Source organism: Nonomuraea jabiensis (assembly GCF_014204795.1).
In the GTDB taxonomy this organism is placed as follows: domain Bacteria; phylum Actinomycetota; class Actinomycetes; order Streptosporangiales; family Streptosporangiaceae; genus Nonomuraea; species Nonomuraea jabiensis.
Map to the genome: position 1 here is coordinate 4,007,463 of NZ_JACHMB010000001.1, position 24,350 is coordinate 4,031,812.

General features: G+C 69.7%; 25 protein-coding genes and 1 tRNA gene. 21 read left to right on the plus strand and 5 right to left on the minus strand.

Annotated features, from left to right (window positions below; genetic code table 11):
• Positions 1 to 13: 13 nt before the first annotated feature.
• From HD596_RS18410 to HD596_RS18425, 4 genes are all read left to right on the plus strand, one after another.
• Positions 14 to 1,261, plus strand: coding sequence for a hypothetical protein (locus HD596_RS18410; RefSeq protein ID WP_185070540.1), 1,248 nt, complete (start codon positions 14 to 16; stop codon positions 1,259 to 1,261).
• Between the two features lie 5 nt (positions 1,262 to 1,266).
• Positions 1,267 to 2,040: a class F sortase gene (locus tag HD596_RS18415; RefSeq protein WP_185070541.1), complete on the plus strand. Its 774-nt coding sequence runs from the start codon at positions 1,267 to 1,269 to the stop codon at positions 2,038 to 2,040.
• Positions 2,041 to 2,067: 27 nt separating this feature from the next.
• Entirely contained in the window at positions 2,068 to 2,727 is a 660-nt protein-coding gene (locus tag HD596_RS18420; RefSeq protein ID WP_185070542.1) for a hypothetical protein, read from the plus strand.
• A gap of 62 nt (positions 2,728 to 2,789) precedes the next feature.
• The gene (locus HD596_RS18425) at positions 2,790 to 3,935 is read left to right on the plus strand and encodes an acetyl-CoA C-acetyltransferase (RefSeq protein ID WP_185070544.1); all 1,146 of its coding nucleotides are present in this window, start codon (positions 2,790 to 2,792) and stop codon (positions 3,933 to 3,935) included.
• A gap of 372 nt (positions 3,936 to 4,307) precedes the next feature.
• Here HD596_RS18425 and HD596_RS18430 read toward each other — a convergent pair whose 3' ends face one another.
• Positions 4,308 to 5,690 carry a serine hydrolase domain-containing protein gene (locus HD596_RS18430; RefSeq protein ID WP_185070547.1) on the minus strand — a complete coding sequence of 461 codons (1,383 nt, stop codon included), beginning with the start codon at positions 5,688 to 5,690 and terminating at the stop codon, positions 4,308 to 4,310.
• A gap of 70 nt (positions 5,691 to 5,760) precedes the next feature.
• Positions 5,761 to 6,216, minus strand: a complete 456-nt coding sequence (locus HD596_RS18435; RefSeq protein ID WP_185070549.1) for an Lrp/AsnC family transcriptional regulator — start codon at positions 6,214 to 6,216, stop codon at positions 5,761 to 5,763.
• An 81-nt stretch (positions 6,217 to 6,297) separates the two neighbouring features.
• Between HD596_RS18435 and HD596_RS18440 the strand changes: the two genes are divergently transcribed.
• The 5 genes from HD596_RS18440 to HD596_RS18460 all read left to right on the plus strand — a co-directional run bounded on the left by HD596_RS18440 (position 6,298) and on the right by HD596_RS18460 (position 12,776).
• Positions 6,298 to 7,527 (plus strand): APC family permease, encoded by a 1,230-nt coding sequence (locus HD596_RS18440; RefSeq protein WP_185070551.1) that lies wholly within the window; start codon positions 6,298 to 6,300, stop codon positions 7,525 to 7,527.
• 67 nt (positions 7,528 to 7,594) lie between these two features.
• Complete coding sequence (locus HD596_RS18445) at positions 7,595 to 9,466, plus strand: acyl-CoA dehydrogenase family protein (protein WP_185070553.1); 1,872 nt, start codon at positions 7,595 to 7,597, stop codon at positions 9,464 to 9,466.
• Positions 9,467 to 9,672: 206 nt separating this feature from the next.
• A complete protein-coding gene (locus HD596_RS18450) occupies positions 9,673 to 10,941 on the plus strand; it encodes an extracellular solute-binding protein (protein ID WP_221520512.1) in 1,269 nt (422 codons plus the stop codon).
• Between the two features lie 66 nt (positions 10,942 to 11,007).
• On the plus strand, positions 11,008 to 11,892 hold the full coding sequence (locus HD596_RS18455) for a carbohydrate ABC transporter permease (RefSeq protein ID WP_246554544.1): 885 nt from the start codon (positions 11,008 to 11,010) through the stop codon (positions 11,890 to 11,892).
• On the plus strand, positions 11,892 to 12,776 hold the full coding sequence (locus tag HD596_RS18460; protein WP_246554547.1) for a carbohydrate ABC transporter permease: 885 nt from the start codon (positions 11,892 to 11,894) through the stop codon (positions 12,774 to 12,776). The genes HD596_RS18455 and HD596_RS18460 overlap by 1 nt, the downstream gene beginning before the upstream one ends.
• On the opposite strand, the gene HD596_RS18465 is transcribed toward HD596_RS18460, so the two are convergent.
• Entirely contained in the window at positions 12,769 to 13,512 is a 744-nt protein-coding gene (locus HD596_RS18465) for a class I SAM-dependent methyltransferase (RefSeq protein WP_185070555.1), read from the minus strand. The genes HD596_RS18460 and HD596_RS18465 overlap by 8 nt on opposite strands.
• Positions 13,513 to 13,638: 126 nt before the next feature.
• On the opposite strand from HD596_RS18465, the gene HD596_RS18470 reads away from it, so the two are divergent.
• Together HD596_RS18470 and HD596_RS18475 are read left to right on the plus strand one after the other, a co-directional pair.
• Positions 13,639 to 14,178, plus strand: coding sequence for an RNA polymerase sigma factor (locus HD596_RS18470; protein ID WP_185070557.1), 540 nt, complete (start codon positions 13,639 to 13,641; stop codon positions 14,176 to 14,178).
• Positions 14,165 to 14,926, plus strand: coding sequence for a hypothetical protein (locus tag HD596_RS18475; RefSeq protein ID WP_185070559.1), 762 nt, complete (start codon positions 14,165 to 14,167; stop codon positions 14,924 to 14,926). Before HD596_RS18470 ends, HD596_RS18475 begins: the two co-directional genes overlap by 14 nt.
• Here HD596_RS18475 and HD596_RS18480 read toward each other — a convergent pair.
• The gene (locus tag HD596_RS18480; RefSeq protein ID WP_185070560.1) at positions 14,915 to 15,937 is read right to left on the minus strand and encodes an adenosine deaminase; all 1,023 of its coding nucleotides are present in this window, start codon (positions 15,935 to 15,937) and stop codon (positions 14,915 to 14,917) included. The genes HD596_RS18475 and HD596_RS18480 overlap by 12 nt on opposite strands.
• Before the next feature lie 69 nt (positions 15,938 to 16,006).
• On the opposite strand from HD596_RS18480, the gene HD596_RS18485 reads away from it, so the two are divergent.
• Genes HD596_RS18485 through HD596_RS18500 form a run of 4 tightly spaced genes read left to right on the plus strand, consistent with a single transcriptional unit; the run spans position 16,007 to position 18,513 of the window.
• The gene (locus HD596_RS18485; RefSeq protein WP_185070562.1) at positions 16,007 to 16,507 is read left to right on the plus strand and encodes a SigE family RNA polymerase sigma factor; all 501 of its coding nucleotides are present in this window, start codon (positions 16,007 to 16,009) and stop codon (positions 16,505 to 16,507) included.
• Complete coding sequence (locus HD596_RS18490; RefSeq protein ID WP_185070565.1) at positions 16,504 to 17,394, plus strand: PASTA domain-containing protein; 891 nt, start codon at positions 16,504 to 16,506, stop codon at positions 17,392 to 17,394. Before HD596_RS18485 ends, HD596_RS18490 begins: the two co-directional genes overlap by 4 nt.
• Positions 17,395 to 17,435: 41 nt before the next feature.
• The gene (locus tag HD596_RS18495) at positions 17,436 to 17,975 is read left to right on the plus strand and encodes a hypothetical protein (protein WP_185070566.1); all 540 of its coding nucleotides are present in this window, start codon (positions 17,436 to 17,438) and stop codon (positions 17,973 to 17,975) included.
• A gap of 31 nt (positions 17,976 to 18,006) precedes the next feature.
• Positions 18,007 to 18,513, plus strand: coding sequence for a hypothetical protein (locus HD596_RS18500; protein WP_185070568.1), 507 nt, complete (start codon positions 18,007 to 18,009; stop codon positions 18,511 to 18,513).
• Between the two features lie 29 nt (positions 18,514 to 18,542).
• On the opposite strand, the gene HD596_RS18505 is transcribed toward HD596_RS18500, so the two are convergent.
• Positions 18,543 to 19,751 (minus strand): pyridoxal phosphate-dependent aminotransferase, encoded by a 1,209-nt coding sequence (locus HD596_RS18505; RefSeq protein ID WP_185070570.1) that lies wholly within the window; start codon positions 19,749 to 19,751, stop codon positions 18,543 to 18,545.
• 161 nt (positions 19,752 to 19,912) lie between these two features.
• On the opposite strand from HD596_RS18505, the gene HD596_RS18510 reads away from it, so the two are divergent.
• The 6 genes from HD596_RS18510 (at position 19,913) to HD596_RS18535 (ending at position 24,236) form a co-directional block, all read left to right on the plus strand.
• Positions 19,913 to 19,985: transfer RNA gene (locus HD596_RS18510), tRNA-Trp, on the plus strand.
• 79 nt (positions 19,986 to 20,064) lie between these two features.
• A complete protein-coding gene (secE, locus tag HD596_RS18515; RefSeq protein WP_185070572.1) occupies positions 20,065 to 20,310 on the plus strand; it encodes a preprotein translocase subunit SecE in 246 nt (81 codons plus the stop codon).
• A gap of 83 nt (positions 20,311 to 20,393) precedes the next feature.
• Complete coding sequence (gene nusG / locus HD596_RS18520; protein WP_185070574.1) at positions 20,394 to 21,155, plus strand: transcription termination/antitermination protein NusG; 762 nt, start codon at positions 20,394 to 20,396, stop codon at positions 21,153 to 21,155.
• Between the two features lie 121 nt (positions 21,156 to 21,276).
• Positions 21,277 to 21,708, plus strand: a complete 432-nt coding sequence (rplK, locus tag HD596_RS18525; protein WP_127939574.1) for a 50S ribosomal protein L11 — start codon at positions 21,277 to 21,279, stop codon at positions 21,706 to 21,708.
• Positions 21,709 to 21,766: 58 nt separating this feature from the next.
• Positions 21,767 to 22,486 carry a 50S ribosomal protein L1 gene (gene rplA, locus HD596_RS18530; protein ID WP_185070576.1) on the plus strand — a complete coding sequence of 240 codons (720 nt, stop codon included), beginning with the start codon at positions 21,767 to 21,769 and terminating at the stop codon, positions 22,484 to 22,486.
• Between the two features lie 928 nt (positions 22,487 to 23,414).
• Positions 23,415 to 24,236: an SCO4651 family lipoprotein gene (locus tag HD596_RS18535; protein WP_246554568.1), complete on the plus strand. Its 822-nt coding sequence runs from the start codon at positions 23,415 to 23,417 to the stop codon at positions 24,234 to 24,236.
• Positions 24,237 to 24,350: the final 114 nt, after the last annotated feature.

Genomic DNA, 24,350 nt, shown 5'->3' on the forward strand with positions numbered 1-24,350 from the left:
TAAGACGTCCGCATTGGGATTGACGGGTACGCTCGCGATCTTCGTCGGCTCCATCTTCGTGGTCTCCACCCCGACGGCCGCGTTAGCCGCCGTGACGAAGCAGTTCAGCTACGCGTGCACGGGGTCTCTGCTCAGCAGCACCACTACTCAGACCGTCAGCGTCGGGCTCAGCGCTCCCGATTCGGTGACCGCTGGCACGACCTTCGACCTGACGGTGAAGATCCCGGAGCTGACGCTGGCAACCGCGCCGACGGCGGCTACGACCTTGCAGGTCAACGCCACAATGACGCCGACGCCGGGCTCGATCCAGGACCCTGGAGCGAAGACTGGCGCCAATGTCACCACCAGCACCACGGTGCCGGCCAAGGACGTGGTCTACAAGGTCTCCGTGCCGACCGGCACGACGGGCAAGGTCAGCGTGAAGCCCGGCCAACTGGTGTTGAGCCTCCTCTCGCCCAGCACTGCAACGACGACATGCACGACGCAGTCGACCGAGGTCCTGGACGTGACGATCGGGACCGGTGGCGGTGGCGGGACCGATGACGTCGTCGAGTACGACTGCGACGTCGCCAGCGGCGGCGGCGACGCCGACTACCCGGCTGACGTCGACATCAAGGTCACCATGACGCCGCCCACCAGCGCCACGGCCAACGCCGACGCCTCGATCACCTGGACCGGCGTCGTCCAGTCCACCGGCCAATCGCTGAAGGCCCCCACGGGCTTCCCCACCACCAGCCCGAAGATGTTCGTCACCGTCAAGGCGAGCGGGGCCGGAGTCCCCACCACCGCGACCGGGGAGGCGACGCTCGGCACCGTCACGATCGGCCAGCCCATCACGCTCCCCACCAGCGTCACCGTCAAGATCAAGCCCACCACCACGGGCACCGTGACGCTGACCGCCGGCGACCTGGCCTTCGGGACCTCGGCGTCCTCGCCCTCGATCAAGTGCCTGGCCCCCACGACCGGCCTCAAGACGTTCACCTTCCAGGTGGGCTCCTCCACCGGCACCCCGACGACCTCCTCCACCCCGACCAACACGACCTCCACCCCCAAGCCCACCAAGACCAGCACCGCCACGGTGACGGTCACCCCCTCCAGCTCCACCAAGAAGTCGAAGACCCCCAAGGCCGGGGCCGACACCGGTGGTGGCGGTGAGGCGGGGCCCGACGGGCGGATGTTCATCCTGACCGGCACCGCGCTGGTGGGCGCCGCGGCCGTCGGCGGGCTCGTCATGCGGCGCCGTAACGCCACCAGGGGCTGACGAAGATGTCGGGGCACTATCCGTACGGCGGCGGCGGTGGCGGGCAGGTGCCGCCACCCGCGGACAAGGGGAGTGCGGCGCTCAGGACCGTGCTCATCGGGGCGGCCATCGCCGGTGTCGTCACCGTCGTGGCCGGGCTGCTGATCGTGCTGAACTCCCCCCAGGAGTACGGCCTCGCGAGCAGCAACCGGGAGACCCTGAAGCTGCAGGCACAGCCGGACGGCAAGGCCACCGGGCAGCCGGAGCAGGCGTTCTTCCAGGCGGCCCCCGACGTGCCGCCGCCGCTGCCGCAGATCAACGCCGCGCCCCCCATGCTGCCGTCCACGCCCAAGCGGATCGTGATCAAGAAGCTCGGGATCAACGCGCCGATCATGTCCGTCGGGCTGAAGAAGGACGGGACGATCCAGGTGCCCCCGTCGGAGAACCCGAACCTGGCCGGGTGGTACCGGAACATGTCCACCCCGGGTGAGGCGGGGCCGGCCGTGATCCTCGGGCACAAGGACACCAGGACGCGCAGCGCCGTGTTCAGCAGGCTCCCCGAGCTCAAGAACGGCGACACCATCGAGATCCAGCGCCAGGACAGGACGACCGCGGTGTTCACCGTGGGCGGCATCGAGCAGGCGAGCAAGAAGACGTTCCCGACCGAGCGCGTCTACGGGCCCCGGGAGAACGCCCAGCTTCACCTGATCACCTGCGGTGGGAACTACGATCGCACGATCGGCCACTACGACGACAACGTCATCGTCTACGCGACGATGACGAGCTCCTATCGAAGCTGACTAGCGCGGAGGCGGGCTATGGGCTGGATGGCCAAGCGGAGACTGCGTACCGGCCCGACGGCGGCCCTGCCCGCCAAGCCGGATCCGGCCGAGTTGCTGCGCATCGTGCGGCTCGCCGACCCGGGCGCGAAGAAGGACGGCGACGACATCGTGGCCACCGACGTGCGGGTGTACGCGCCCGTGGAGGCCGAGTCCGAGCTGACCGGTGGCGAGCTGGAGAAGGTGTGGGCGGTCAGGGTGGCCGCCGAGGGGCCGCTGCCGCTGAACTTCTTCGACCGCTATCTCGCCGAGGGCCTGGCCTTCCGGCTCAAGGGGCTCGCGGTGTGCCGGGGCGAGGTGACCGACCCCGCCGACGAGGAGGAGAGCGGGCCCGCCGTCATCCTTCCGGCGCGGCCGGCCGCCGAGGAGCTGGCGCCGCTGCTGGAGCAGGACGAGGAGGACGAGTTCGCGTTCACGGCCGGTGACATCCGGGCCGTGCTCGTCCCGGAGAAGGGGCAGCCGCCCGCCGTGCAGGAGCTCCTGCCCTTCGCCGTCGAGCTGACCGCGATCGAGTTGCGCGGCGACGAGCCCGCCAAGCTGGGCGCGCTCGCGCTGGAGCTGGCCGAGTCGCTGAACGGGCTGGTCGTGGACCGCTGGCGGTTCCGGGTGGACGCGGCGGAGGACCTGGTCCCGCCCACGCGTGAGTAGAACGTCGTTCTGTTGTAGTCTGCCCCTAGTAACCGAATAATGCTCGGTTTCCAGGAGGCACTGTGGCAGAGGCGTACATCGTCGGGGCGGTCCGCACCCCGGTCGGCAAGAAGAAGGGCGGCCTTTCCACCGTCCACCCCACTGACCTGGCCGCGCACACGCTGAAGGCGCTGATCGACCGCACGGGCGTCGACCCCGCGGCGGTCGAGGACGTCATCATGGGGTGCGTCATGCAGTTCGGCCCCCAGAGCATGGACATCGCGCGGAACGCCTGGCTCTCGGCGGGCCTGCCGGAGACCACCGCCGGCGTCACGATCGACCGGCAGTGCGGCTCCTCGCAGCAGTCGATCCACTTCGCCGCGCAGGGCGTGATGTCCGGCACGCAGGACCTGGTCGTGGCCGGCGGCGTGGAGTCGATGAGCATCGTGCCGATGGGCTCGTCGATCACGGCCGCGCTGGAGAAGGGCATGCCCTTCCCGTTCGGCGAGAAGTGGGTCGAACGGTACGGCAAGCAGGAGATCTCGCAGTTCCGCGGCGCGGAGCTGATGTGCGAGAAGTGGGGCTACACGCGGGAGACGCTGGAGCGGTTCGCGCTCGAGTCCCACCAGCGCGCCGCCAAGGCCATCGCCAACGGCTACTTCAAGGACCAGATCGCCCCCGTCAACGGCGTCGAGGACGACGAGGGGCCGCGGGCCGACACGACCCTGGAGAAGATGGCCACGCTCAAGACGCTGAAGGAGGGCGGCCAGATCACCGCCGCCACCTCCTCGCAGATCTCCGACGGCTCCGGCGCGGTGCTGATCGCCTCCGAGCAGGCGGTCAGGGACCACGGCCTGACGCCGCGGGCCCGCATCCACCAGCTCGCCCTCATGGGCGACGACCCGGTCTACATGCTGACCGCGCCCATCCCCGCCACGCGGCGGGCGCTGGAGAAGGCCGGCATGTCGATCGACGACATCGACGTGGTGGAGATCAACGAGGCGTTCGCGCCGGTGCCGCTGGCCTGGACGCACGAGCTCGGCGCCGACCCGGCCAAGGTCAACCCGAACGGCGGCGCCATCGCGCTCGGCCACCCGCTCGGCGGCACGGGCGCGATCCTGATGACCAAGCTCCTGCACGAGCTCGAGCGCACGGGCGGCCGGTACGGGCTGCAGACGATGTGCGAGGGCGGCGGCCAGGCCAACGTCACCATCATCGAGCGCCTCTGAAAGGCATGAAAGGTGCGGGCGCCGCCTCCTGGCGTACGGTGGAGGCGGCGCCCGCCTAACTACCCATCCTGGTAGTTGTCTCAGCGGCCCTTCGGCGGGATGCGCCGGGGCGGCATGATCGGCCGTTGCGGCATCTTGGGCATCGGCCGCGTCACGGGCAATCCGGGAAGGTTCTTTTTCCTGGATGAACGGACTCGCATGAGGGAGCTCCTTTACACAGACTCACGACGCGGCTCATCGAGGCCGGTCGGCAAGCTCAGCTGCCGCGTCTGGAACGGATGACGGGCGATCTCGCTGCTGAGCAGCGGTGAATCACAGGTAAAGGCGCATGTCCATGACAGTACGGGCCGGCCGTAATCCCGTGCAACCGAATTAACGCCGGGCGGCCATCAGCCGGGACACCGCCACCGCCGCCCCCGACAGCGCCGCCACCAGCAGCGTGATCGACAGGGGCGCGGCGAAGTAGGTGAGCTGGGCCCACGTCACCGCCCGCCCGTTCATGAGGAACGAGATCAGGTCCGGATAGGCCGCCAGCACGGCCACGGGCAGCAGCACCGGCACCAGCCGCCACCAGACCCGCTTGCCCGCGCGCCGGGCGGCCCAGCGCCGGGCGCGCAGCACGCCCAGGACGCCGAGACCGGCCGCGGCCAACGCCAGCACGCCCAGCACCAGCTCGAACAGCTGCCGGTCGCCTCCGGGCACCTCAGGGGCGCGGCCCTCGCTCAGGGCGGTCAGCCCCTGCATGACGGTGTAGGTGTCGTCGGTCAGCGCCGCCCCGTTCGCCATGACGGCGAAGCCGTAGCCGGTCTTGGGGGAGATCGCCTCGACGGCGTTGTAGGTGAACAGGTTCCCCGAGTGCACGAGCTGCCCGGTCTCCCGCTCGACGCCCCAGCCCATGCCGTAGTCGCGGATCTTGGTGGGCGTGTGCATGGCGTCCAGGCTCTCCCGCTTGACCAGGGGGCGCCCGTCGCCCGACTGCGCGATCAGCCACCTGCCCATGTCGGCGGCCGTGGTGATGACCCCGCCCGAGCCGCTGTCGTTGAGGAAGCCGGACAGCTCGGGACGCGGGAGCCAGGCGCCGAAGATCGAGTTGTAGCCGTCGGCCGGCCGGACGACCTGGTCGCTGACGGCGCTGGACTTCATGCCCAGCGGACCGAACACCCGCTCCCGCAGGTAGTCGCCGAACCGCTGCCCGGAGGCCACCTCGACCAGCCGGGCGGCCAGGTCGTAGTTGACGTTGCAGTACTCCCAGCGGGTGCCGGGGGCGGCGCGCAGCCCGGAGCCGGACAGCCGGGAGGTGTAGTCCGCGAGTGAGGTGGCGCCCTCCACCGCGGCGATGTCGACGGTCGTGTCCGACAGGCCGGAGGTCTGGTTCAGCAGCTGCCGTACGGTGATCGCCGCCGCGCGCGGGTCCGCCATCCGGAACCCCGGCAGCTGCCCGGCCACCGGCTCGTCCAGCTTGATCTTGCCGCGCTCCACGAGCGTCATCACGGCCATCGCGGTGAACGACTTGCTGACCGAGGCCACGCGCATCGGGGTGTTCGCGGTGACGGGACGCCCCTCGGAGTCGTGGCCGTAGCCGGCCGCGTGCACGACCTCGCCGTTGTGCGTCACGACCACGGACATGCCGGGCAGTCCGGTGGACTCCATGGCCTGGCGCAGGTAGGCGTCGATGGTCTGGGAGGTCGGCTGCGGGGCGGGGGCGAGGGTCAGCGCCGTCGAGAGGCCGATCAGGAGGGACTTCACTGCTATCACGGAGAGAAACCTAGGAAGTCGCCCCCACCCTCCGGATCGGCCGACCGTCCAGTGTCACCCCTGACGAAAGTCAGGTCAGGCGCTCCGGGACGGTGTTGTGCACCTGCTGGAAGATCACCGACGTGCGGAAGCCGACGATCTCCTTGCGCTTGCTCAGCCGGTCGAGCAGGAACGAGTGCAGGTGGTCCAGGTCCTGCACCGCCACGTGCAGGAGGAAGTCGTCCCCGCCCGCCAGCACGAACACGCTGAGCACCTCCGGCATCGCCGCCGCCGACGACTTGAACGCGTTGATCACCGCCCGGCTCAGCGGCCGTACCTGGACCGAGACCATGGCCTGCACGCTCCGGTTGAGCGCGGCCGGGTCGATCTCGGCGTGGTAGCCGCGGATCACGCCGCGCCGGGTGAGCGACCTGACCCGCTCCAGGCAGGTCGAGGGCGCGACGCCGAGCTGCCGGGCCAGCTCCCGGTTGGACTGCCGCGCATCCGTTTGGAGCAGCCGCACGATCTCCGAATCAAGTTCGTCCATGAGTGGATGGTCCCACGCGGTTCCGGCCATTCGTTCGGCTGAGGGGGATTCGGTCCGAATGGCCGGACTATTTTCGGCTGCATGTCGGAACATCGCATAGGCGCGGGACATGGCACGGCACTGCTGGTGGGGGCGGTCCTCGGACCCGGGATGCTGGTGCTGCCGCACCTCGCCGCCGCGGCCGCGGGGCCCGCGTCCGTGCTGGCCTGGGCCGGGCTGCTGGCGCTGAGCGTCCCGGTCGCGCTGACCTTCGCCGCGCTCGGCGCCAGATACCCCGACGGCGGGGGAGTGGCGAGCTTCGCCGGGCTCGCCTTCGGCCGGCACGCCTCGGCCGTGGTCGGCTGGTGGTTCTACGGCGCCGTCCCCATCGGCACCGTCGCCGGCGCGCTGGTCGGCGGCCAGTACGTCGAGGCCACGCTGGGCATGGACGCCACCCTGGCCGCCTGCCTGATCCTGGGAGCCGCCTTCGCCGCCAACGCCGCCGGGCTGCGCACCTCGGGACGGCTGCAGATCGGCTTTGTCGTCCTGCTCGTCGCGCTCCTGGCCACGGCCGTGATCACCGCCGCGCCGTACGCAGATTTGGGCAACTTCACCCCCTTCGCCCCGCACGGCGCCGCGGGCGTGGCGGGCGCGGCCGGCGTGCTCCTGTTCGCCTTCGTCGGCTGGGAGGCGGCCAGCCACCTGTCGGCCGAGTTCGCCGGCAAGGGGAACGGCCTGGTCCGGGCCACCGCGGTGACGCTCGTCGTGATCGGGATCCTGTACGTGGGCGTGTCGGTCACCTCCGTCGGCGTGCTCGGCCCCGACATGACCGGCGTGCCGCTCACCGCCATGCTGGAGACCGGCATCGGCCCCGCCGCGCGGCCCGTCACCGGGGTCGTGGCGGTGCTGCTGACCTTCGGCGCGGTCAACACCTACCTCGCCGGGGCCTCCCGGCTGGGCGCGGCCATGGCCAGGGACGGGGCGCTGCCGGGCTGGTTCGCCAGGGGCGGGGCGCCGGGCGAGACGCCGTACCGGAGCCTGGGGCTGCTCGCCGTGCTCAGCGTGCCCGTGCTGGTGTGGGCGGTGGACCTGGACCTGCTCATGCGGGCCACCTCGGCCTGCCTGGCGGCGGTCACGGCGGCGGGCGTGGTGGCGGCCGTGCGGATGCTGCCCGCGGGGCGGCACCGGAACACGGCCGTGGTGGGCGCGGGGCTGTCGCTCGTGGCGCTGGCGTTCTGCGGTGCCTATCTCGTGGTGCCCGCCGTGCTCGCCGTGGTGGCGATCGGAGTCCTGAAAGCGAATGTTCGCCGTTCGTACAAAATCAAGCGATGAAACGGCGCATGGGGCCGTCAGGCGGGCAGTACTCCTAGCACAGGACGGCGCATCGTCGGGAGGTGCTATGACCGAGCACGCCAAGTACGCGGAGTCCAGGGAGGTCGGCGAGCAGGCCCGCGAGAAGGAGTGGACGCGGCCCAGCTTCGCCAAGCAGCTCTTCCTCGGCGACTACCGGCTGGATCTCGTGTACCCCGTGCCGACGCTGTCCGACGAGGCGACCAAGCGGGGTGAGGAGTTCGTCAGGGCGGTGCGGCGCTACCTCGACGCCCACGTCGACCCCGCGCTCATCGAGCGGACCGCGCAGGTGCCCGACGAGGTGGTCAAGGGCCTCGCGGCGCTCGGGGCCTTCGGGATCACGATCGGCGAGGAGTACGGCGGGCTCGGGCTGCCCTACCTGTACTACTGCCGCACCCTCATGCTCGTCGGCTCGTACTGCCCGGCGCTGGCCACGCTGCTGTCGGCGCACCAGTCGATCGGGGTGCCGCAGCCGCTCAAGCTGTTCGGCACCGAGGAGCAGAAGCGGGAGTTCCTGCCGAGGTGCGCGGCGGGCGAGATCTCCGCGTTCCTGCTGACCGAGCCCGACGTGGGCTCCGACCCGGCCCGCCTGTCCACCACCGCCGTCCGCGACGGCGACGACTACGTGCTCGACGGCGTCAAGCTGTGGACGACGAACGGCGTCGTCGCCGATCTCCTGGTGGTCATGGCCAGGACCGGCAAGAAGATCAGCGCTTTCGTGGTCGAGGCCGACTCTCCCGGCATCACGGTCAAGCGGCGCAACGGCTTCATGGGGCTGCGCGGCATCGAGAACGGGGTCACCGAGTTCTCCCAGGTCAGGGTGCCGGCCAGGAACCTGATCGGGCGTGAGGGGCAGGGCCTGAAGATTGCCCTGACCACGCTGAACACCGGCCGCCTGTCGCTGCCGGCCACCTGCGCGGGCAACGCCAAGTGGGCACTCAAGATCGCCCGCGAGTGGGGCAACGAGCGGGTGCAGTGGGGGCGCAGGGTCGGCGAGCACGAGGCCGTGGCCACGAAGATCGCGTTCATCGCGGCCAGCGCGTACGCGCTCGAAGCCCTCTGCGAGCTCACCAGCCGCCTGGCCGACGACCAGCGCAACGACATCAGGATCGAGGCGGCGCTGGCCAAGCTGTACGCGTCGGAGCTGTCGTACCAGGCGCTCGACGAGCTGGTCCAGATCAGGGGCGGGCGCGGCTACGAGACGGCCGAGTCGCTCGTAGCGCGCGGCGAGCGCGGCGTGCCCGCCGAGCAGATGCTGCGCGACTCCCGCATCAACCGCATCTTCGAGGGCTCCTCGGAGATCATGCGCCTGATGATCACCCGGGAGGCGGTGGACGCGCACCTGTCGGCCGCCGGGGAGCTGATCAACCCCGAGGCCTCGCGCCAGGAACGCGCCCAGGCCCTGCGCCGGGCCAGCAGCTTCTACGCCAGGTGGCTGCCCACGCTGGTGGCCGGCACCGGCAACCTGCCCGCGTCGTACGGCGACTTCGGCCCGCTGGCCGCGCACCTGCGCTTCGTGGAGCGGACCAGCCGCAAGCTGGCCCGGTCCACCTTCTACGGCATGTCCCGCTGGCAGGGCCGGCTGGAGCACAAGCAGTCGTTCCTCGGCAGGCTCGTGGACATCGGGGCCGAACTGTTCGCCATGACCGCCGTGTGCGTCAAGGCGGAGGAGGACTCCAGGGACCTCGGACGCCGGCCGTACGAGCTCGCCGACACCTTCTGCCACCAGGCACGACGCCGCGTGGACGCGCTGTTCGACCGGCTCTGGGACAACAGCGACGCGGGCGACGTCCGCCTGGCCGGCTACGTGCTCGACGGCCGCTACGAGTTCGTCGAGGAAGGCATCCTCGACCCCTCCATCGAGGGCCCGTGGATCGGCACGCCGCAGGGCGGGGAGAGCGTCCGGAGAAAGATCCTCTGACGCCCGGTCTAGACCGGTTGTGAGGTTTTCCGGCTCTCAGCGTTTTCAAACTGATACGAGCCGGTATAGACCGGCTCGTCGATCCAGGCTTACGCTGACGCAAACGCGTCGAGCTGTACGCTCGCGTGCCCCATCCCCCAGGACGGGGTCCGTTGGCTGGTACGGACCAGCACCCGTCCGACGAGAAGGCGGTATCTCCAGTGAACATGAAGCTTGTGGGCGGCGCCGCTCTCGGCCTTGCCACGATGCTGGTCCTGGCCGGCTGCGGCTCCGGCGGTTCCGGCGGTGGCGGAGGCGACACGCAGGCGTCGGGCGGCGGCCAGGTCACCCTGAAGATGGTCGCCGCCGACTACGGCGACGGCCCCGGCAAGCCGAACTCGGGCGAGACGTTCTGGAAGGGCGTCGTGGACGAGTTCCAGGCGGCCAACCCGAACATCAAGGTCGACGTCCAGGTCATCAACTGGAACGACATCGACAAGCAGGTCGCCACCATGGTCCAGAACGGCCAGGTGCCCGACATCCTGCAGACCGGCGACTACTCCGGCTTCGTCAAGGACGGGCTGCTCTACAAGGTGGACGAGGTGCTGTCGCCGAACGTCTCGGGCGACATGCTGCAGAAGTTCGCCGAGTTCGGCAAGGTCGACGGCACCGCGTACGGCATCCCGTTCGTCTCCTCCGCGCGGGCGCTGTTCTACAACAAGGACCTGTTCCAGAAGGCCGGCATCGCCGAGCCGCCGAAGACGTGGGACGAGCTGAAGGCCGACGCCGAGAAGCTGAAGAAGGCGGGCGTCACGCAGCCCTTCGGCCTGCCGCTCGGCCAGGAGGAGGCCCAGGGCGAGTCGTTCCTGTGGATGCTGGGCAACGGCGGCGGCTACAAGGACGCCTCCGGCAAGTGGGCGATCAACTCGCCGCAGAACATCGAGACGTTCACGTACATGAAGGGCCTGGTCGACGCCGGTCTGACCACCCCCAACCCGGGCACCAAGGACCGTAAGACGGTCTGGGAGGACTTCGGCGCGGGCAAGGTCGGCATGGTCAACGGCGGCCCCATGTCCATCCCGATCTTCGACGCGGCCGGGCTGAAGAACTACGGCGTCGCGCCGATCCCCGGCAAGAGCGGCCCGCTCGACACCACGCTCGGCGTCATGGACTGGATCATGGCGTTCAACAAGAACGGCCACGCCGCCGAGATCAAGAAGTTCTTCGACTTCTTCTACACCGGCAGCGCCGCCCAGAAGATCTCGGACACGTACAAGCTGCTGCCCGTCACCAACGGCGGCATCCAGAAGCTGGCGGGCGACGAGAAGCTCAAGCCGTTCCTCGACGCGCTGCCCAACGCCAGCTTCTACCCCTTCCAGGACCCCAAGTGGGCCGAGGTGAACCCGGCGATCAAGCAGACGATCGGCGGGGCCGTCAAGGACGACCCGGCCAAGGTCCTCGGTGAGCTGCAGAAGACCGCCGAAGCGGCCGGCTGATCCGTCGGGGGCCCGTGCGGCCGGCGCTCTCAGCGGTGCCGGCCGCACCGTCTTGGAAGGTTGCTCATGAGAAGGTTGCGCGCCCTGGAGCCCCTCGCCTGGGTCGGGCCCGCCGTGGTGCTGATCGCGCTGGTCGTGCTCTGGCCCGTGATCGAGATGATCAGGTCGTCGTTCCTCAAGATCAGCCGGTTCGGGGTGGTCCAGGGGGGCAACGGCTTCGCGAACTACGAGAAGCTGTTCGGCGAGAAGGACTTCGCCGACATCATGGTCCGCAGCGTGATCTGGGTGGTCGCGGTCGTCGCGCTCACCGTGCTGATCTCGCTGGCCCTCGCCCAGCTGTTCAACCAGAACTTCCCGCTGCGTAAGGTGGCCCGGTGGGCGCTGATCGCGCCGTGGGCCGCGTCGGTGCTGATGACGGCGATCGTCTTCAAGTGGATGCTCGACCCCGAGGTCGGCGTGATCAACCAGATCCGGCTGAAGCTGGGGCTGATCGACGCGATGGGCGGGGCCTCGGCCGACCAGCTCGGCGACGCCTCCACCGCGATGCCGTGGCTGGTGTTCGTGGCCGTCTTCGTGTCGGTGCCGTTCACCACGTACGCGCTGCTGGCCGGGCTGGCGACGATCCCCGCCGACGTCTATGAGGCGGCCAGGATGGACGGAGCCAGCCGGCTGCGGACGTACTGGTCGATCACGCTGCCGCTGCTGCGGCCCGCGCTCACCGTGGCGGCGCTCATCAACGTCATGAACGTCTTCAACAGCTTCCCGATCATCTGGGCCATGACGCACGGCCAGCCCGGCTACTCCACGGCCACCTCGACGATCCTCATGTTCATCCTCAAGGGCTCGAACATCGGCGAGTCGGCGGCCATGTCCGTCGTCAACTTCGGCATGGTGATCGTCCTGACCGCGATCTTCCTCAAGGTCTCCCGCTGGAACAAGGAGGTGGCGTGATGGCGATCAAGACCCTGCCGTCGCAGGCCACCCGGCCGCGTCACCACGTCAGGCCGGCGCCGCGGCGCGGCATGCCGAAGCTCAAGACCGTGCTCGTGGCGGCCGCCGCGTACGTCGTCGCGTTCGTCTTCCTGTTCCCGTACGTGGTGATGCTGCTCACCTCGCTGCGCTCGCAGGAGTCGCTGCGCGAGGTGTCGTTCTGGCCGAAGGAGTGGGTGTGGTCGAACCTCGCCAACTTCTGGGCCGGTGGCCTGGCCGGCAACCTGTGGGTGACGCTCAAGGTCGCCGGCGGCTCGACCGTGCTGGTGCTCCTGGTGGCGCTGCCCGCCGCTTACTACACGGCCCGGCACAACTTCAGGGGGCGCACGGCCTTCCTGATCCTCGTGCTGATCACCCAGATGTTCCAGCCCACGGCCATGCTGGTCGGCATCTACCGCGAGTTCTTCCAGTTCGGGCTGGTGGACTCGATCTGGTCGCTGATCCTGGTGAACGGCGGGTTCAACCTGGCGTTCGCGGTGTGGATCCTGAACGCGTACTTCGCCTCGATCCCGCGTGAGCTGGAGGAGGCCGCGTTCATCGACGGGAACGGGCGCTTCGGGGCGCTGTTCAGGATCACGCTGCCGCTGGCCATGCCCGGCGTCATCACGGCGCTGATCTTCACGTTCATCGCCGCCTGGAACGAGTTCGTGGTCGCCCTGACCCTGACCACGACGCCGGAGAACCAGCCGCTCACGGTGGCGCTCAACTCGTTCATCGGTCAGTACCAGGTGGACTGGCAGAACCTGTTCGCCGGGTCGGTGATCGCCACCATCCCCGTGATCATCCTGTTCGCGCTGATCGAGCGGAAGGTGGTGGGCGGCCTGACGGCCGGCTCCATCAAGTGAGCGGCTTGGGGACCCGCGCCACGCAGAAGACCGTCTGGCCGAACGGTGGCCTGATGAACCGCTCGATGAAGCGGGTCGTCGGGACCACCGTACGGTCGTAGATCTTGACCAGGCGCGGGTCGGGGTAGCCGACGCCGCCCCGGCGCACGGCGGCCCACCAGGCGATGCCGCCCAGGAAGTTGATCGGCTTGAGCACCTCGACGTCCAGGCCCGCCCTGGCGACCGTCGCGCCGAGCGTCTTGGGCGTGTAGCGCTGGACGTGGCCCACCTTGCGGTCGAAGTCTCCGTAGAGCTGCATGTAGCCGGGCACCCAGATGATGATCCGCCCGCCGGGCAGCGTGACCCGGGCCAGCGAGCGCAGCGCCTCGGCGTCGTCCTCGATGTGCTCCAGGACGTTCATCATGACGACGGTGTCGACCTTGTCCTCGAGCGGGATGTCGGTCGGCAGCCCGAACTGCAGGACGCTGATGTCGTCGCGGCCCGCGAACCGCTTTTCCAGCTGCTCGACGCAGTAGGGGTCGAAGTCGCTCACGACCAGCCTGTCGAGCCGCGGCAGGAACTGCTCGGCGAAGTGGCCGAGGCCAGAGCCGATCTCCAGCATCGAACGGCCGACATGCGGGGCGACCATGTCGAACTCGTACTGCCGATAGTTCTTGGCCTCGTCCCCACCCAGGTGGTTCTCCAGGGCCTCGTCACCGGCCGCCGGTTGCACTACACGGTCATACCCAGAAGACATAGTCCCGTTCCTTCTCGGGGGCTCATGGATTGCCCGAGTCTAGTGCCCCGATCATCGGTGACGTTCACCCGATACGCGAAAGACCCTTCCCCGGGGCACGTCGGATGGGGTGGAATCTGACTCGCCATGAACGACGACGAGGCGATCGGGCGCTCGCTCGCCGGTGACCAAGCCGCCTATGAGGTGCTGGTCGCCCGCTACAGCGCGCTCGCCCACCGTACCGCTTTCATGCTGGGCGCGGGGGACGAGGCCGAGGACGTCGTGCAGGAGGCGTTCGTCAAGGCGTTCCGGCACCTGCCCGGCTTCCGCCGGGACTCGCCGTTCCGCCCGTGGCTGCTGCGGATCGTGGCCAACGAGACCCACAACCTGACCCGGTCGCGCGGCCGCCGCTCCGAGCTGGCTTTACGGCTGAGCGCCACCGCCTCCGCGGCCGCGCCCGACGACCCCGAGGGCGACGCGGTGGCCGGGGACCGGCGCTCGCGCCTGCTGGAGGCGGTACGCCGGCTGCCCGAGCGGGAACGCCAGGCCGTCGTCTGCCGGTACTTCTTACAGCTGACCGAGGCGGAGACGGCGCAGGTGCTCGACTGGCCCGTGGGCACCGTCAAGTCCAGCACGCATCGGGGGCTGGCCCGGCTGAGGGAGGAGGTGGGCAATGAACTCGCGTGAGCCTTTCGACGACCTGGAGGCCGAACTCCTGGCGCTCGGCGACCTCCTCGACGTCCCCTCCGGCCCGCCGCCCTCCGAGGTGGCCGCGGCCGTACGCGCCCGCCTGGAGGACGCTCACGGGGAGGCGCCCGATCCCGTCCCGGCGCACACTACGGCGCGGCGCCGCCGGCGCGCGCGGTGGAAGGTCGTCACGGCCGCCGTCCTCGTCGTCATCGCGATCACGGCCGCGACCCCCCAGGGGCGGGCGGCGGTGGTACGGATCCTGCGCTTCGCCGGGATCGAGCTCCGGATCGGCGACACGCCGCCCAGGGCCGTCACCAGCGTCACGCCCCTGCCGTACGAGCACGCCGTGGACCAGGACGGCCTGAAGGTCGAGGTGAAGTTCCAGGTCAGGACCCTGAAGGCGCTGGGGGCGCCCGAGCGCACCACGGTGTCCGACCGGGGCCGGGTGGTGTCGATGTTCTGGCCGGGCGGCGTCCGGCTCGACCAGTTCGACGGCGACCTGGACCCGGTGCTCTTCAAGAAGCTCGGCCCGCCCTGGCCCGACTACACCAAGGTCGGGACCCATCAGGCCTGGTGGATCCCGGGGGCGCACCCGCTCGGCTACCTCAGCCGCGCGGACGGCACCGAGATCCCCCTGCGCCAGGCGGGCCCCACGCTCATCTGGCAGCAGGACGCGCTGAACTACCGCCTGGAAGGCGTCAGGACCAAGGAAGAGGCCGTCCGCGTCGCCGCGTCACTCGGCTGAGCCCGTCAGCCACTCGTCCACGCCCGCGAGCAGCTCCTTGCGCACCGGCTCGGGGGCCGCGGAGGACCGTACGGACTGGCGGGCCAGCTCGGCCAGCTCCGCGTCGCTGAAGCCGTAGACGTCCCTGGCCAGCTCGTACTGGCTCAGCAGCCGCGCGCCGAACAGCAGCGGGTCGTCGGAGCCCAGGGCGATCGGCACGCCCGCGTCGAACAGCCGCCGCAGCGGCACGTCGGCGGCCCGCTCGGCCACCCCCAGCCCCACGTTGGAGGTGGGGCAGACCTCGCAACAGATCTGCCGGTCGGCCAGCCGCTGCATCAGCCGCTCGTCCTCCGCCGCCCGCACCCCGTGCCCGACCCGGTCCGCCTCCAGGTCGTCCACGCACTGCGCCACACTCCGCGGGCCCAGCAGCTCGCCCCCGTGCGGCACGGACAGCAGCCCGCCCCGCTTGGCGATCCTGAAGGCCCGCTCGAACTCCCTCGCCGCGCCGCGGCGCTCGTCGTTGGACAGCCCGAACCCCACCACGCCCTTGCCGGCGTACTGGGTGGCGAGCCTGGCCAGCGTGTTCGCGTCGAGCGGATGACGGGTCCTGTTGGCCGCCACGACCACCGCGATCCCGATCCCCGCGTGCTCGGCCGCCTGGCGCACCGCGTCCAGCGTCAGCTCCAGCGTCGCCGTCAGCCCGCCGAACCGCTGCGCGTACCCCGAGGGGTCCACCTGGATCTCCAGCCAGCGGGACCCGGCCGCCGCCTCGTCCTCGGCCGTCTCGCGCAGCAGCCGGTAGACGTGCTCGGGACGGGTCAGCACCGACCTGGCGATGTCGTACAGCCGCTGGAACCTGAACCACCCGCGCTCGTCGGTGGCCCGCAGCTTGGGCGGCCAGTCCTCCTCCAGCGCGTCCGGCAGGTGCAGCCCTTGCTCCCTGGCCAGCTCGATAAGCGTCGAATGCCGCATCGATCCGGTGAAATGCAGGTGGAGATGCGCCTTGGGCAGCGTGTTCAGGGGCCTTGCCATTTGCATATCTTGCCACTCAACCCCGCGACCGCTTCGCGCGTTGGGGAGGGCGAAAGGGGACCTTCGCTCATGACAGATGACGATGAGGCGGCCTTCGACGAGTTCCTGGCCGCCCGGAGCACCTCACTGCTGCGCACCGCGATCCTGGTCTGCGGAGCGACCGAGCACGACGCCGAGGACCTGGTGCAGCACGCGCTGGAGAAGGTCTACCGGCACTGGCCGCGGATCAGGCGCGACAATCCGGAGGCCTACGCCCGCAAGGTCGTCGTGAACGCGGCGATCAGCAAGGCGCGGCGGCGCAAGATCGTGCAGGAGATCACCTTCGCCCGGCCGCCGGAGACCGCCGCCGCCGCTCCCGACCTCGACCTGCGCCACGCGCTCATCAGGGAGCTGCGCAGGCTGCCGCCCAAGATGCGGGCCGTGCTCGTCCTGCGCTACTGGGAGGACCAGTCGGAAGGGGACACCGCGGCCCTGCTGGGCTGCTCGGTCGGGACCGTGAAGAGCCAGGCGGCGCGGGGGCTCGCCAGGGTCCGCGAAAACATGACTGTCGCAAAGGAAGTGACCAGATGACGATCGAGGACGACCTCGCGGACGCCATGGCGGCACACGTCGCCGACGTGCAGGCCCCGCCGGACCTGGGCAGGTCCGTACGGCGCCGCAACCGCTCCCGCGTGGTCCGCCTCCGGGTGGCGGGCGCGGCGCTCGTCACGGCGGCCGTGGCGGTGGCCGTGCCCGTGGCCCTCAACTCCGCAGAACCAGCCGGCGGGCAGGCCGCGACCGGTCAGGACCGGGCCGTGGTGCGGAACGACGTGACCGTGCCGGACGTGACCGGCAAGCCCGTCACCGAGGCAGTGCCCCTCCTGCGCGCGGCCGGGCTGCAGGCCGACGTGGCGGCGGCGGAGGTGCGGAACAACCGGGTGATCGCGCAGAAGCCCGCGGCCGGGGAGCAGGTCGCGCCCGGCAGCCAGGTCGAGCTCACCCTGGAGCCGCCGCCTGTCGAGCAGCCGCAGGACCTGGGCGATCTGGGCGACGGGCGGGAGTTCGGCGGCATCCGCCTGGACTACCTGCCGGAAGGGCTCGAATGGGGCAAGTGGTCGGGCAAGGACGGGTTCGGCAAGCACAGCTACACCACGAGCTGGGTCCAGCCCGGCAATGAGCAGGGGTACTACTCCGTACAGGTGATCGTGTTCGAGGGGCAGGCCGCCAAGGACGCCCTCACCCGCTTCCCCAAGGACGGCGCCGAGATCGTCGACGTCGGCGGCAGGAAGGCGCGCCTGGCGACGCTCGGCGAGGGCGGCGAGATCGTCTCGGACAGCTCGCAGGGCACGCTCACGATCGCCTGGAAGCTGCGCGACGGGCTCGTGGTCGAGGTCTGCCTCAGCCCCGACTACGTCAAGGACGTGGACGGCCCGGCCGAGGCCAGGAAGATCGCGGAAGGCATCCGCGCGACCGGCTGAACCCGTGGTACGGATGAGGCCGAACGGGGGATCAACCTTGCATGATCCCTGAGGGGCCTGCCGGCATCGGGCAGGGAGGCCGCGCGGCGCTCACGGCGCTGGCGTTCGCGGCGACATCTCTGATCATCTACGCGCTCTTCTCCTCGGGGTTCGGGCGCCCGCGTCCGGCCCCTGTGGAGGGCCCTGTCATGGTCGGGGCCTCCGTCGCCGGGCCCACCCTCGCGGTGGTCTCCGACGATCTCTGGCTCACCTACCTGCCCGCGGGGCTGGAGCGCAGCGGCGGGGGACCCGTCAGGCCGAAGGGGTCGTGGGCCAGGTTCGGCTCGGCCGAGCGGTTCGTGGAGGCCCAGGTCGAGCCCGCCGCCGACTGGGTGAGCTACACCAGGAAGGCCGCCCTGCTCGACGCCCGCCCCGTCACCGTACGCGGCAGGCCCGCGGTGGTCGGCAGGCATCCGAACGGCGGCCGGATGATCATGTGGATGGAGCGCGCGGGCACGGGGGCGTGGATCAGGGTCAGCGATTCCCTCGGTGGCGAACTGGTGGCAATTGCTGCCTCAGTCAAGGGTCCTGTAGGAGACTAGGAGCCTTTTCCGTGCGTTTCTTGGGGGGTCGATGCGGCGTCTGGCAGCGGTGCTCCTCATGTTCGCGCTGGGCGGGTGCGGCGCGGACGACGTGCCCGTGCCCGAGGCGATCGCCTCCCCGCCGCCGGTGGAGCAGGTCCCGCACAAGGGCGCCTCCCTGTCCTGCGGCCAGACCAGGGTGGGGCTGCCCGCCATGCCCGAGGGGCTGACCAGGGCGGGCTCGTTCGGCCGCCTGGGGTCGCTCACCCGCCCGCTGGAGGTCAAGGGCGTGATCTGGCGGCGCGAGGACGAGCAGATGTACGTCGGCGTCGTGTGCGGGGCGCGCAGCGCCGACGAGTTCGTCACGCTGGTCGCCAGGTCGTCGCTGACGGCGTACAAGGGCATGCCGGCGCTGCGCTGGAACACGCGCACCGGCGTGCGCAACTTCATGTGGCTGGAGCGGCCGGGCACCGCGGTCTACATCGCCGCGACGCCCGGCCTGGCCGACCTGATCAGGGACGTCGCCGCCGGCGTCGCCCTGGACCCCGCGCAGGATTAACGGGCACGTCGCTCTGGACCCGCGCAGGACTAGCGGGCCTCTGACAGCAGCTTGGCCACGCGGCTGACGCCCTCGACCAGGTCGTCGTCGCCCAGCGCGTACGACAGGCGGAAGTAGCCCGGCGTGCCGAACGCCTCGCCCGGCACCACCGCCACCTCGGCCTCCTCCAGGATCAGCTCGGCCAGCTCGCCGGACGACTGCGGCCGCCGGCCGCGCAGCTCCTTGCCGATCAGCTCCTTGACCGACGGGTACGCGTAGAACGCCCCCTTCGGTTCCGGGCAGAACACGCCCGGGATCTCGTTCAGCATCCGGACCATCGTCTGGCGGCGCCGGTCGAACGCCGCGCGCATCTCCGCCACCGCCGACAGGTCGCCGGACACGGCGGCCAGCGCGGCCATCTGGGAGACGTTGGCGACGTTGGAGGTGGCGTGGGACTGCAGGTTGGTGGCCGCCTTGACGACGTCGGAGGGGCCGATCAGCCAGCCCACGCGCCAGCCGGTCATCGCGTAGGTCTTGGCCACGCCGTTGAGGATCACGACCCGGTCGCCCAGCTCGGGCACGGCCGTGGCGATGCTGGTGAACTCGGCGCCGCCGTACACGAGGTGCTCGTAGATCTCGTCGGTGACGACCCACAGGCCGTGCTCGGCCGCCCAGCGGCCGATCGCCTCCGTCTGCTCGCGGGAGTAGACGGCGCCCGTCGGGTTGGACGGCGAGACGAACAGCAGGACCTTCGTCCGCTCGGTGCGCGCGGCCTCCAGCTGCTCGACGCTCGCCAGGTAGCCGGTGGACTCGTCGGTCACGACGTCGACCTGCACGCCGCCGGCCAGCTTGATCGCCTCGGGATAGGTGGTCCAGTAGGGCGCCACGACCAGGACCTCGTCGCCCGGGTCGAGCAGCGTCGCGAACGCCTCGTAGACCGCCTGCTTGCCGCCGTTGGTGACCAGCACCTGCGACGCCTCGACCGCGTAGCCGGAGTCGCGCCGGGTCTTGTCGGCGATGGCCTGCTTGAGCTCGGGCAGGCCGCCGGCCGGCGTGTACTTGTGGAAGCGCGGCTCGCGGGCGGCCTGGACCGCCGCCTCGATGATGTAGCCGGGCGTCGGGAAGTCGGGCTCGCCCGCGCCGAAGCCGATGACGGGCCGCCCGGCCGCCTTCATCGCCTTGGCCTTGGCGTCCACGGCGAGCGTGGCGGACTCGGAAATAGCGGAGATTCTCGCGGAGACACGGGGTCGGGTGGACATGGTTCCATGGTCCCATGTACGTGGTGACCTGGGCGATCGGGATTCGGTTCGACGTACCCGGCAATCACCCGTATGCTTTCGATCGGTCCTTCCGCACAGCATGTCGGCGAGCGGTTCGGTCCAGGCAGTGGGTCGATCAGGGTAGTCTGGTCTAGCGACATAGGGCACTGGCGCAATTGGTAGCGCACCGGTCTCCAAAACCGGCGGTTGGGGGTTCGAGTCCCTCGTGCCCTGCGAGTGCGGTCCGCGCAATAATGGGCGTGTAAGCGCGCCGCAAAACTGCGTTGGATACGACAGATTTCAGGTGAGGACTGTGGCGATCGACACGCGCGGCGAGACCGCAGACAAGCCGAGTGGCGAGAAGAAGACGCGCACTTCGCCTGCCCTTTTCTATCGGCAGGTCGTCAACGAGCTTCGCAAGGTCATCTGGCCGACACGCAAGGATCTCATCACCTACACCACGGTCGTTCTGGTATTCGTTCTGATCATGGTGGCGATCGTGTACGGGCTCGACAGCGCCCTGGGATGGGCAGTCCTCAAGGTCTTCGGCGGCAGCTGATCCGGACGCCGCCGGTGACGACTGACGGAGTCGCCAGTTCGATACGAGCCGAATCGCGAAAAGACGAAAGAGGAAGAGTCACCGTGTCCGAGTCTTCAGTTCCGGCCGGCGAGTCCCGCGAGGAGTGGGACGACGAGCTGGAAGAGGCCACTGAGGAGTCCTCCGAGGAGGAGCTCCAGGAGGAGGCCGAGGTCGCGGAGGGCGACGAGGCAGCCGAGGCTTCCGACGTCGAGGACGAGACGGTTCTTCCCGACGTCGATCCCGTCGAAGAGTTCAAGAGCTCGCTGCGCGGCCTTCCCGGTGAGTGGTACGTCATCCACTCCTACGCCGGTTACGAGAATCGCGTGAAGTCCAACATCGAGAGCCGCAACGTGTCGCTCAACATGGAGGACTACATCTACCAGGTCGAGGTGCCGACGCACACCGTCCAGGAGTTCAAGAGCGGCAAGAAGGTGCCGGTCAAGGAGCGCGTGCTGCCCGGCTACGTGCTGGTGCGCATGGAGCTGACCGACGAGTCCTGGGCCGCCGTGCGTAACACGCCCGGCGTGACCGGCTTCGTCGGCCTGTCCAACAAGCCGAGCCCGCTCAGCCTCGACGAGGTCGCCAAGCTGCTGGCGCCCGAGCCGACCGAGGAGACCAAGAAGGCCGCGGCCAAGACGAGCACCGGCCCCGCGGTCGAGTTCGAGATCGGCGAGTCGGTCACGGTCATGGACGGCCCGTTCGCCACGCTGCCGGCCTCGGTGAGCGAGATCAGCCCCGAGTCGCAGAAGCTCAAGGTGCTCGTCTCGATCTTCGGCCGCGAGACCCCGGTCGAGCTCTCGTTCAACCAGGTCTCGAAGATCTAGGACAATCACATACACTGAGACGTTCGGTCGGCCGCCTGATCATGAGGGCGGCCTCCGACGTGTCAGGGCTGCAATCCGCCGGCCCTGACAGGCATCGCAATCAGGACCCGGAGAAGGACAAATGCCTCCGAAGAAGAAAATCGCCGCTCTGGTGAAGGTCCAGCTCCCCGCTGGACAGGCCACCCCGGCGCCGCCGGTGGGTACCGCGCTCGGTCCCCACGGTGTCAACATCATGGACTTCGTCAAGCAGTACAACGCTGCGACGGAGGCCCAGCGGGGCAACATCATCCCCGTTGAGATCACCATTTTCGAAGACCGCAGCTTCACCTTCATCACGAAGACGCCGCCGGCGCCCGAGCTGATCAAGAAGGCCCTCGGTCTCGACAAGGGCAGCGCGGTCCCGCACCGCGACAAGGTCGGCAAGCTCAGCCGCGAGCAGCTGCGCAGCATCGCCGAGACGAAGATGCCCGACCTCAACGCCAACGACATCGAGGCGGCCGAGAAGATCATCGCCGGCACCGCCCGGTCGATGGGCATCACCGTCGCCGAGTAACACCTTTCCCAGACGTCGTGGGAGGGCCCTCGGGCCCGCGTACCACTAGGAGTTAGCAATGAAGCGCAGCAAGGCGCACAAAGACGCGGCGACCAAGGTCGACCGCGACAAGCTCTACACGCCCGTCGAGGCAGCGAAGCTGGCCAAGGAGACGTCGACCACCAAGTTCGACGCCACCGTCGAGGTCGCGCTGCGGCTGGGCGTCGACCCTCGCAAGGCCGACCAGATCGTGCGCGGCACGGTCAACCTCCCGCACGGCACCGGCAAGACCGCCCGGGTCCTGGTCTTCGCGACCGGTGACCGTGCCGAGGCAGCCCGCGAGGCGGGCGCCGACATCGTCGGCGCCGACGAGCTGATCGACGAGATCTCCAAGGGCAACCGGCTCAACGAGTTCGACGCCGTGGTGGCCACGCCCGACCTGATGGGCAAGGTGGGTCGCCTGGGCCGCGTGCTCGGCCCGCGCGGTCTCATGCCCAACCCCAAGACCGGCACGGTGACGCCCGACGTCGCCAAGGCCGTCACGGAGATCAAGGGCGGCAAGATCGAGTTCCGCACCGACCGCCAGGCCAACCTCCACTTCATCATCGGCAAGACGTCGTTCCCCGAGCGCCAGCTCATCGAGAACTACGCCGCCGCCCTTGACGAGGTGCTGCGTCTCAAGCCGTCGGCGGCCAAGGGGCGTTACCTGAAGAAGGTCACGTTCTCCACGACCATGGGCCCCGGCGTCCCGGTCGACCCGAACGTCACGCGCGGCCTCACGGCTGAGCTCGAGGCATAAGCGTCTCTCTGATCGAGCCTCGCCCGATTCCGGGCGGGGCTCTTTCTTTTTCCTACGGCCGACCGTGCTTTCTCACGGCCGGCAGCCTCCGTCCGGCGGTGGGACCGGGTCTCCTCGCTGTACGGGGGCCGTCTCCGGTCGGCGGTGGAACCGGGTCGCCTCGCCTGTACGGGGACGGGCGCCGGTCGGCGGGGGGATCGGGCGCTCGGGCCTGCGCGTCCTGCTGGAAGGCCGCCGGACCCTCACGGCCGCAACCATCGCCCGAGCGCAACCGTCGAGCGCCGTACGCGCTCCCGGGGCCCAGCACCCGCTCGGGGCCGCCTGCGCGCGAGGCTGAAGGCCGTCACGGCCCTCGCCATCGCGGATCGGCCGCCATTCGCCGCCGGAGCGCAACCGTGCGGGGGGACCGGGCGCTCGGGCCTGCGCGTCCTGCTGGAAGGCCGCCGGACCCTCACGGCCGCAACCATCGCCCGAGCGCAACCGTCGAGCGCCGTACGCGCTCCCGGGGCCCAGCACCCGCTCGGGAGCGCCTGCACGCGAGGCTGAAGGCCATCACAGCCCTCGCCATCGCGGTCATCGGCCGCCATTCGCCGCCGGAGCGCAACCGTGCGGTGGGACCGGGTGCTCGGGCCTGAGCGCTCTGCCGGAAGGCCCACCACGATCCTCACGACTGCAGCCACCGCCCGAGCGCGACGGAGAGTGCCGTGCGCGCCTCGTTACGGCGCCTGGCCCGGCGGCGGGGGATCGTTGTGCGGGATCCGAGGAGTCGCCCGGTTGGGGGCCTGGAGGTGGCGCGCCAGGACGTCGGAGCTGGGGTGAGTTGAGTTGTGCAGGGAATGTGTGAAGGGTGTGGGGGATAACCCTGGGTTTTCCCTTATTTATAGGGGGAAGTCGCTACGGCGATGCCACTTAAACGTAGGGTCAAGACATGCTGAAGCGCACGATAGGACTCACCGCGGCCGGTGCCGCGCTCGTTGTGGCGGCGGTCGCCGGTTGTGGATCGAACGCCCAGCCCATCCAGGTCAACCTGGCCGCCTCTGAGGTGCTCGCGCAGGCCGCGCAGAAGACCGCGGAGGTCAGCAGCTACACGGTCGACGCCGTGGTGAACGTCACGCACCCGCAGGAGGGCTCGGGCAAGGTGCAGGGGCGCATGCTCTACCAGAGCAAGCCCCAGCTCGCCGTGGACCTCACCCTGGACACCGTCGACATGGGCGGGAGGAGCCTGCCGGGCGGCGTGCGCGCCGTGCTGCAGGGCGACACCGTCTACGTCAAGGTGGAGGCGCTCAAGGACCTCATGGGCGCGACCAAGCCCTGGATCAAGGTCCCGCTCAGCGAGATGGGCGACTCCTCGCAGGTGAACGACTACCTGAGCAAGATCCAGCAGTTCGACCTGGGCACCGTGACCAAGCTCGTCACCGCCTCGCAGGACGTCAAGTCGGCCGGCAACGAGAGCGTCAACGGCACGGACACCACGCACTACAGCGGCACCTTCCCGGTGGACGCGGCCGTGCAGTTGCTGCCCGCCGACCAGCAGGAGCAGGCGCGTACGAACCTGGCCGAGCTCAAGGACGTCAAGTTCGACATCTGGGTGGCCTCCGACGGCCTGCCGCGCAAGCTCGCGCTGAACGGCTCCAAGGAAGGCGCCACGCTCGACGCCACCCTGCTCTTCAAGGGCTTCAACGAGCCGGTCACCATCGAGACCCCGCCCGCTGACCAGGTCGGAGAGCTCCCCAAGAGCACGACCAACTGAGAACGATTTGGAAACTCGGCGGCCAGGACGTACTCTGGTCGTTGCCGAAGACCGCCGGTCGTCGTCAGGTGCCTCAATGCCTGGCGACCGAAGGATCCACATCATGTGGACGGC

What these genes read in the sequence shown, in the direction of transcription:
- HD596_RS18415 (WP_185070541.1), top strand. Translation starts at nt 1,267, where the DNA reads ATGTCGGGGCACTATCCGTACGGCGGCGGCGGTGGCGGGCAGGTGCCG.
- HD596_RS18420 (WP_185070542.1), top strand. Translation starts at nt 2,068, where the DNA reads ATGGCCAAGCGGAGACTGCGTACCGGCCCGACGGCGGCCCTGCCCGCC.
- HD596_RS18435 (WP_185070549.1), bottom strand. Translation starts at nt 6,216, where the DNA reads ATGGACGAACTTGATTCGGAGATCGTGCGGCTGCTCCAAACGGATGCG.
- HD596_RS18440 (WP_185070551.1), top strand. Translation starts at nt 6,298, where the DNA reads ATGTCGGAACATCGCATAGGCGCGGGACATGGCACGGCACTGCTGGTG.
- HD596_RS18445 (WP_185070553.1), top strand. Translation starts at nt 7,595, where the DNA reads ATGACCGAGCACGCCAAGTACGCGGAGTCCAGGGAGGTCGGCGAGCAG.
- HD596_RS18450 (WP_221520512.1), top strand. Translation starts at nt 9,673, where the DNA reads ATGAAGCTTGTGGGCGGCGCCGCTCTCGGCCTTGCCACGATGCTGGTC.
- HD596_RS18455 (WP_246554544.1), top strand. Translation starts at nt 11,008, where the DNA reads ATGAGAAGGTTGCGCGCCCTGGAGCCCCTCGCCTGGGTCGGGCCCGCC.
- HD596_RS18460 (WP_246554547.1), top strand. Translation starts at nt 11,892, where the DNA reads ATGGCGATCAAGACCCTGCCGTCGCAGGCCACCCGGCCGCGTCACCAC.
- HD596_RS18465 (WP_185070555.1), bottom strand. Translation starts at nt 13,512, where the DNA reads ATGTCTTCTGGGTATGACCGTGTAGTGCAACCGGCGGCCGGTGACGAG.
- HD596_RS18470 (WP_185070557.1), top strand. Translation starts at nt 13,639, where the DNA reads ATGAACGACGACGAGGCGATCGGGCGCTCGCTCGCCGGTGACCAAGCC.
- HD596_RS18475 (WP_185070559.1), top strand. Translation starts at nt 14,165, where the DNA reads ATGAACTCGCGTGAGCCTTTCGACGACCTGGAGGCCGAACTCCTGGCG.
- HD596_RS18480 (WP_185070560.1), bottom strand. Translation starts at nt 15,937, where the DNA reads ATGGCAAGGCCCCTGAACACGCTGCCCAAGGCGCATCTCCACCTGCAT.
- HD596_RS18485 (WP_185070562.1), top strand. Translation starts at nt 16,007, where the DNA reads ATGACAGATGACGATGAGGCGGCCTTCGACGAGTTCCTGGCCGCCCGG.
- HD596_RS18490 (WP_185070565.1), top strand. Translation starts at nt 16,504, where the DNA reads ATGACGATCGAGGACGACCTCGCGGACGCCATGGCGGCACACGTCGCC.
- HD596_RS18495 (WP_185070566.1), top strand. Translation starts at nt 17,436, where the DNA reads ATGATCCCTGAGGGGCCTGCCGGCATCGGGCAGGGAGGCCGCGCGGCG.
- HD596_RS18500 (WP_185070568.1), top strand. Translation starts at nt 18,007, where the DNA reads ATGCGGCGTCTGGCAGCGGTGCTCCTCATGTTCGCGCTGGGCGGGTGC.
- HD596_RS18505 (WP_185070570.1), bottom strand. Translation starts at nt 19,751, where the DNA reads ATGTCCACCCGACCCCGTGTCTCCGCGAGAATCTCCGCTATTTCCGAG.
- rplK (WP_127939574.1), top strand. Translation starts at nt 21,277, where the DNA reads ATGCCTCCGAAGAAGAAAATCGCCGCTCTGGTGAAGGTCCAGCTCCCC.
- rplA (WP_185070576.1), top strand. Translation starts at nt 21,767, where the DNA reads ATGAAGCGCAGCAAGGCGCACAAAGACGCGGCGACCAAGGTCGACCGC.
- HD596_RS18535 (WP_246554568.1), top strand. Translation starts at nt 23,415, where the DNA reads ATGCTGAAGCGCACGATAGGACTCACCGCGGCCGGTGCCGCGCTCGTT.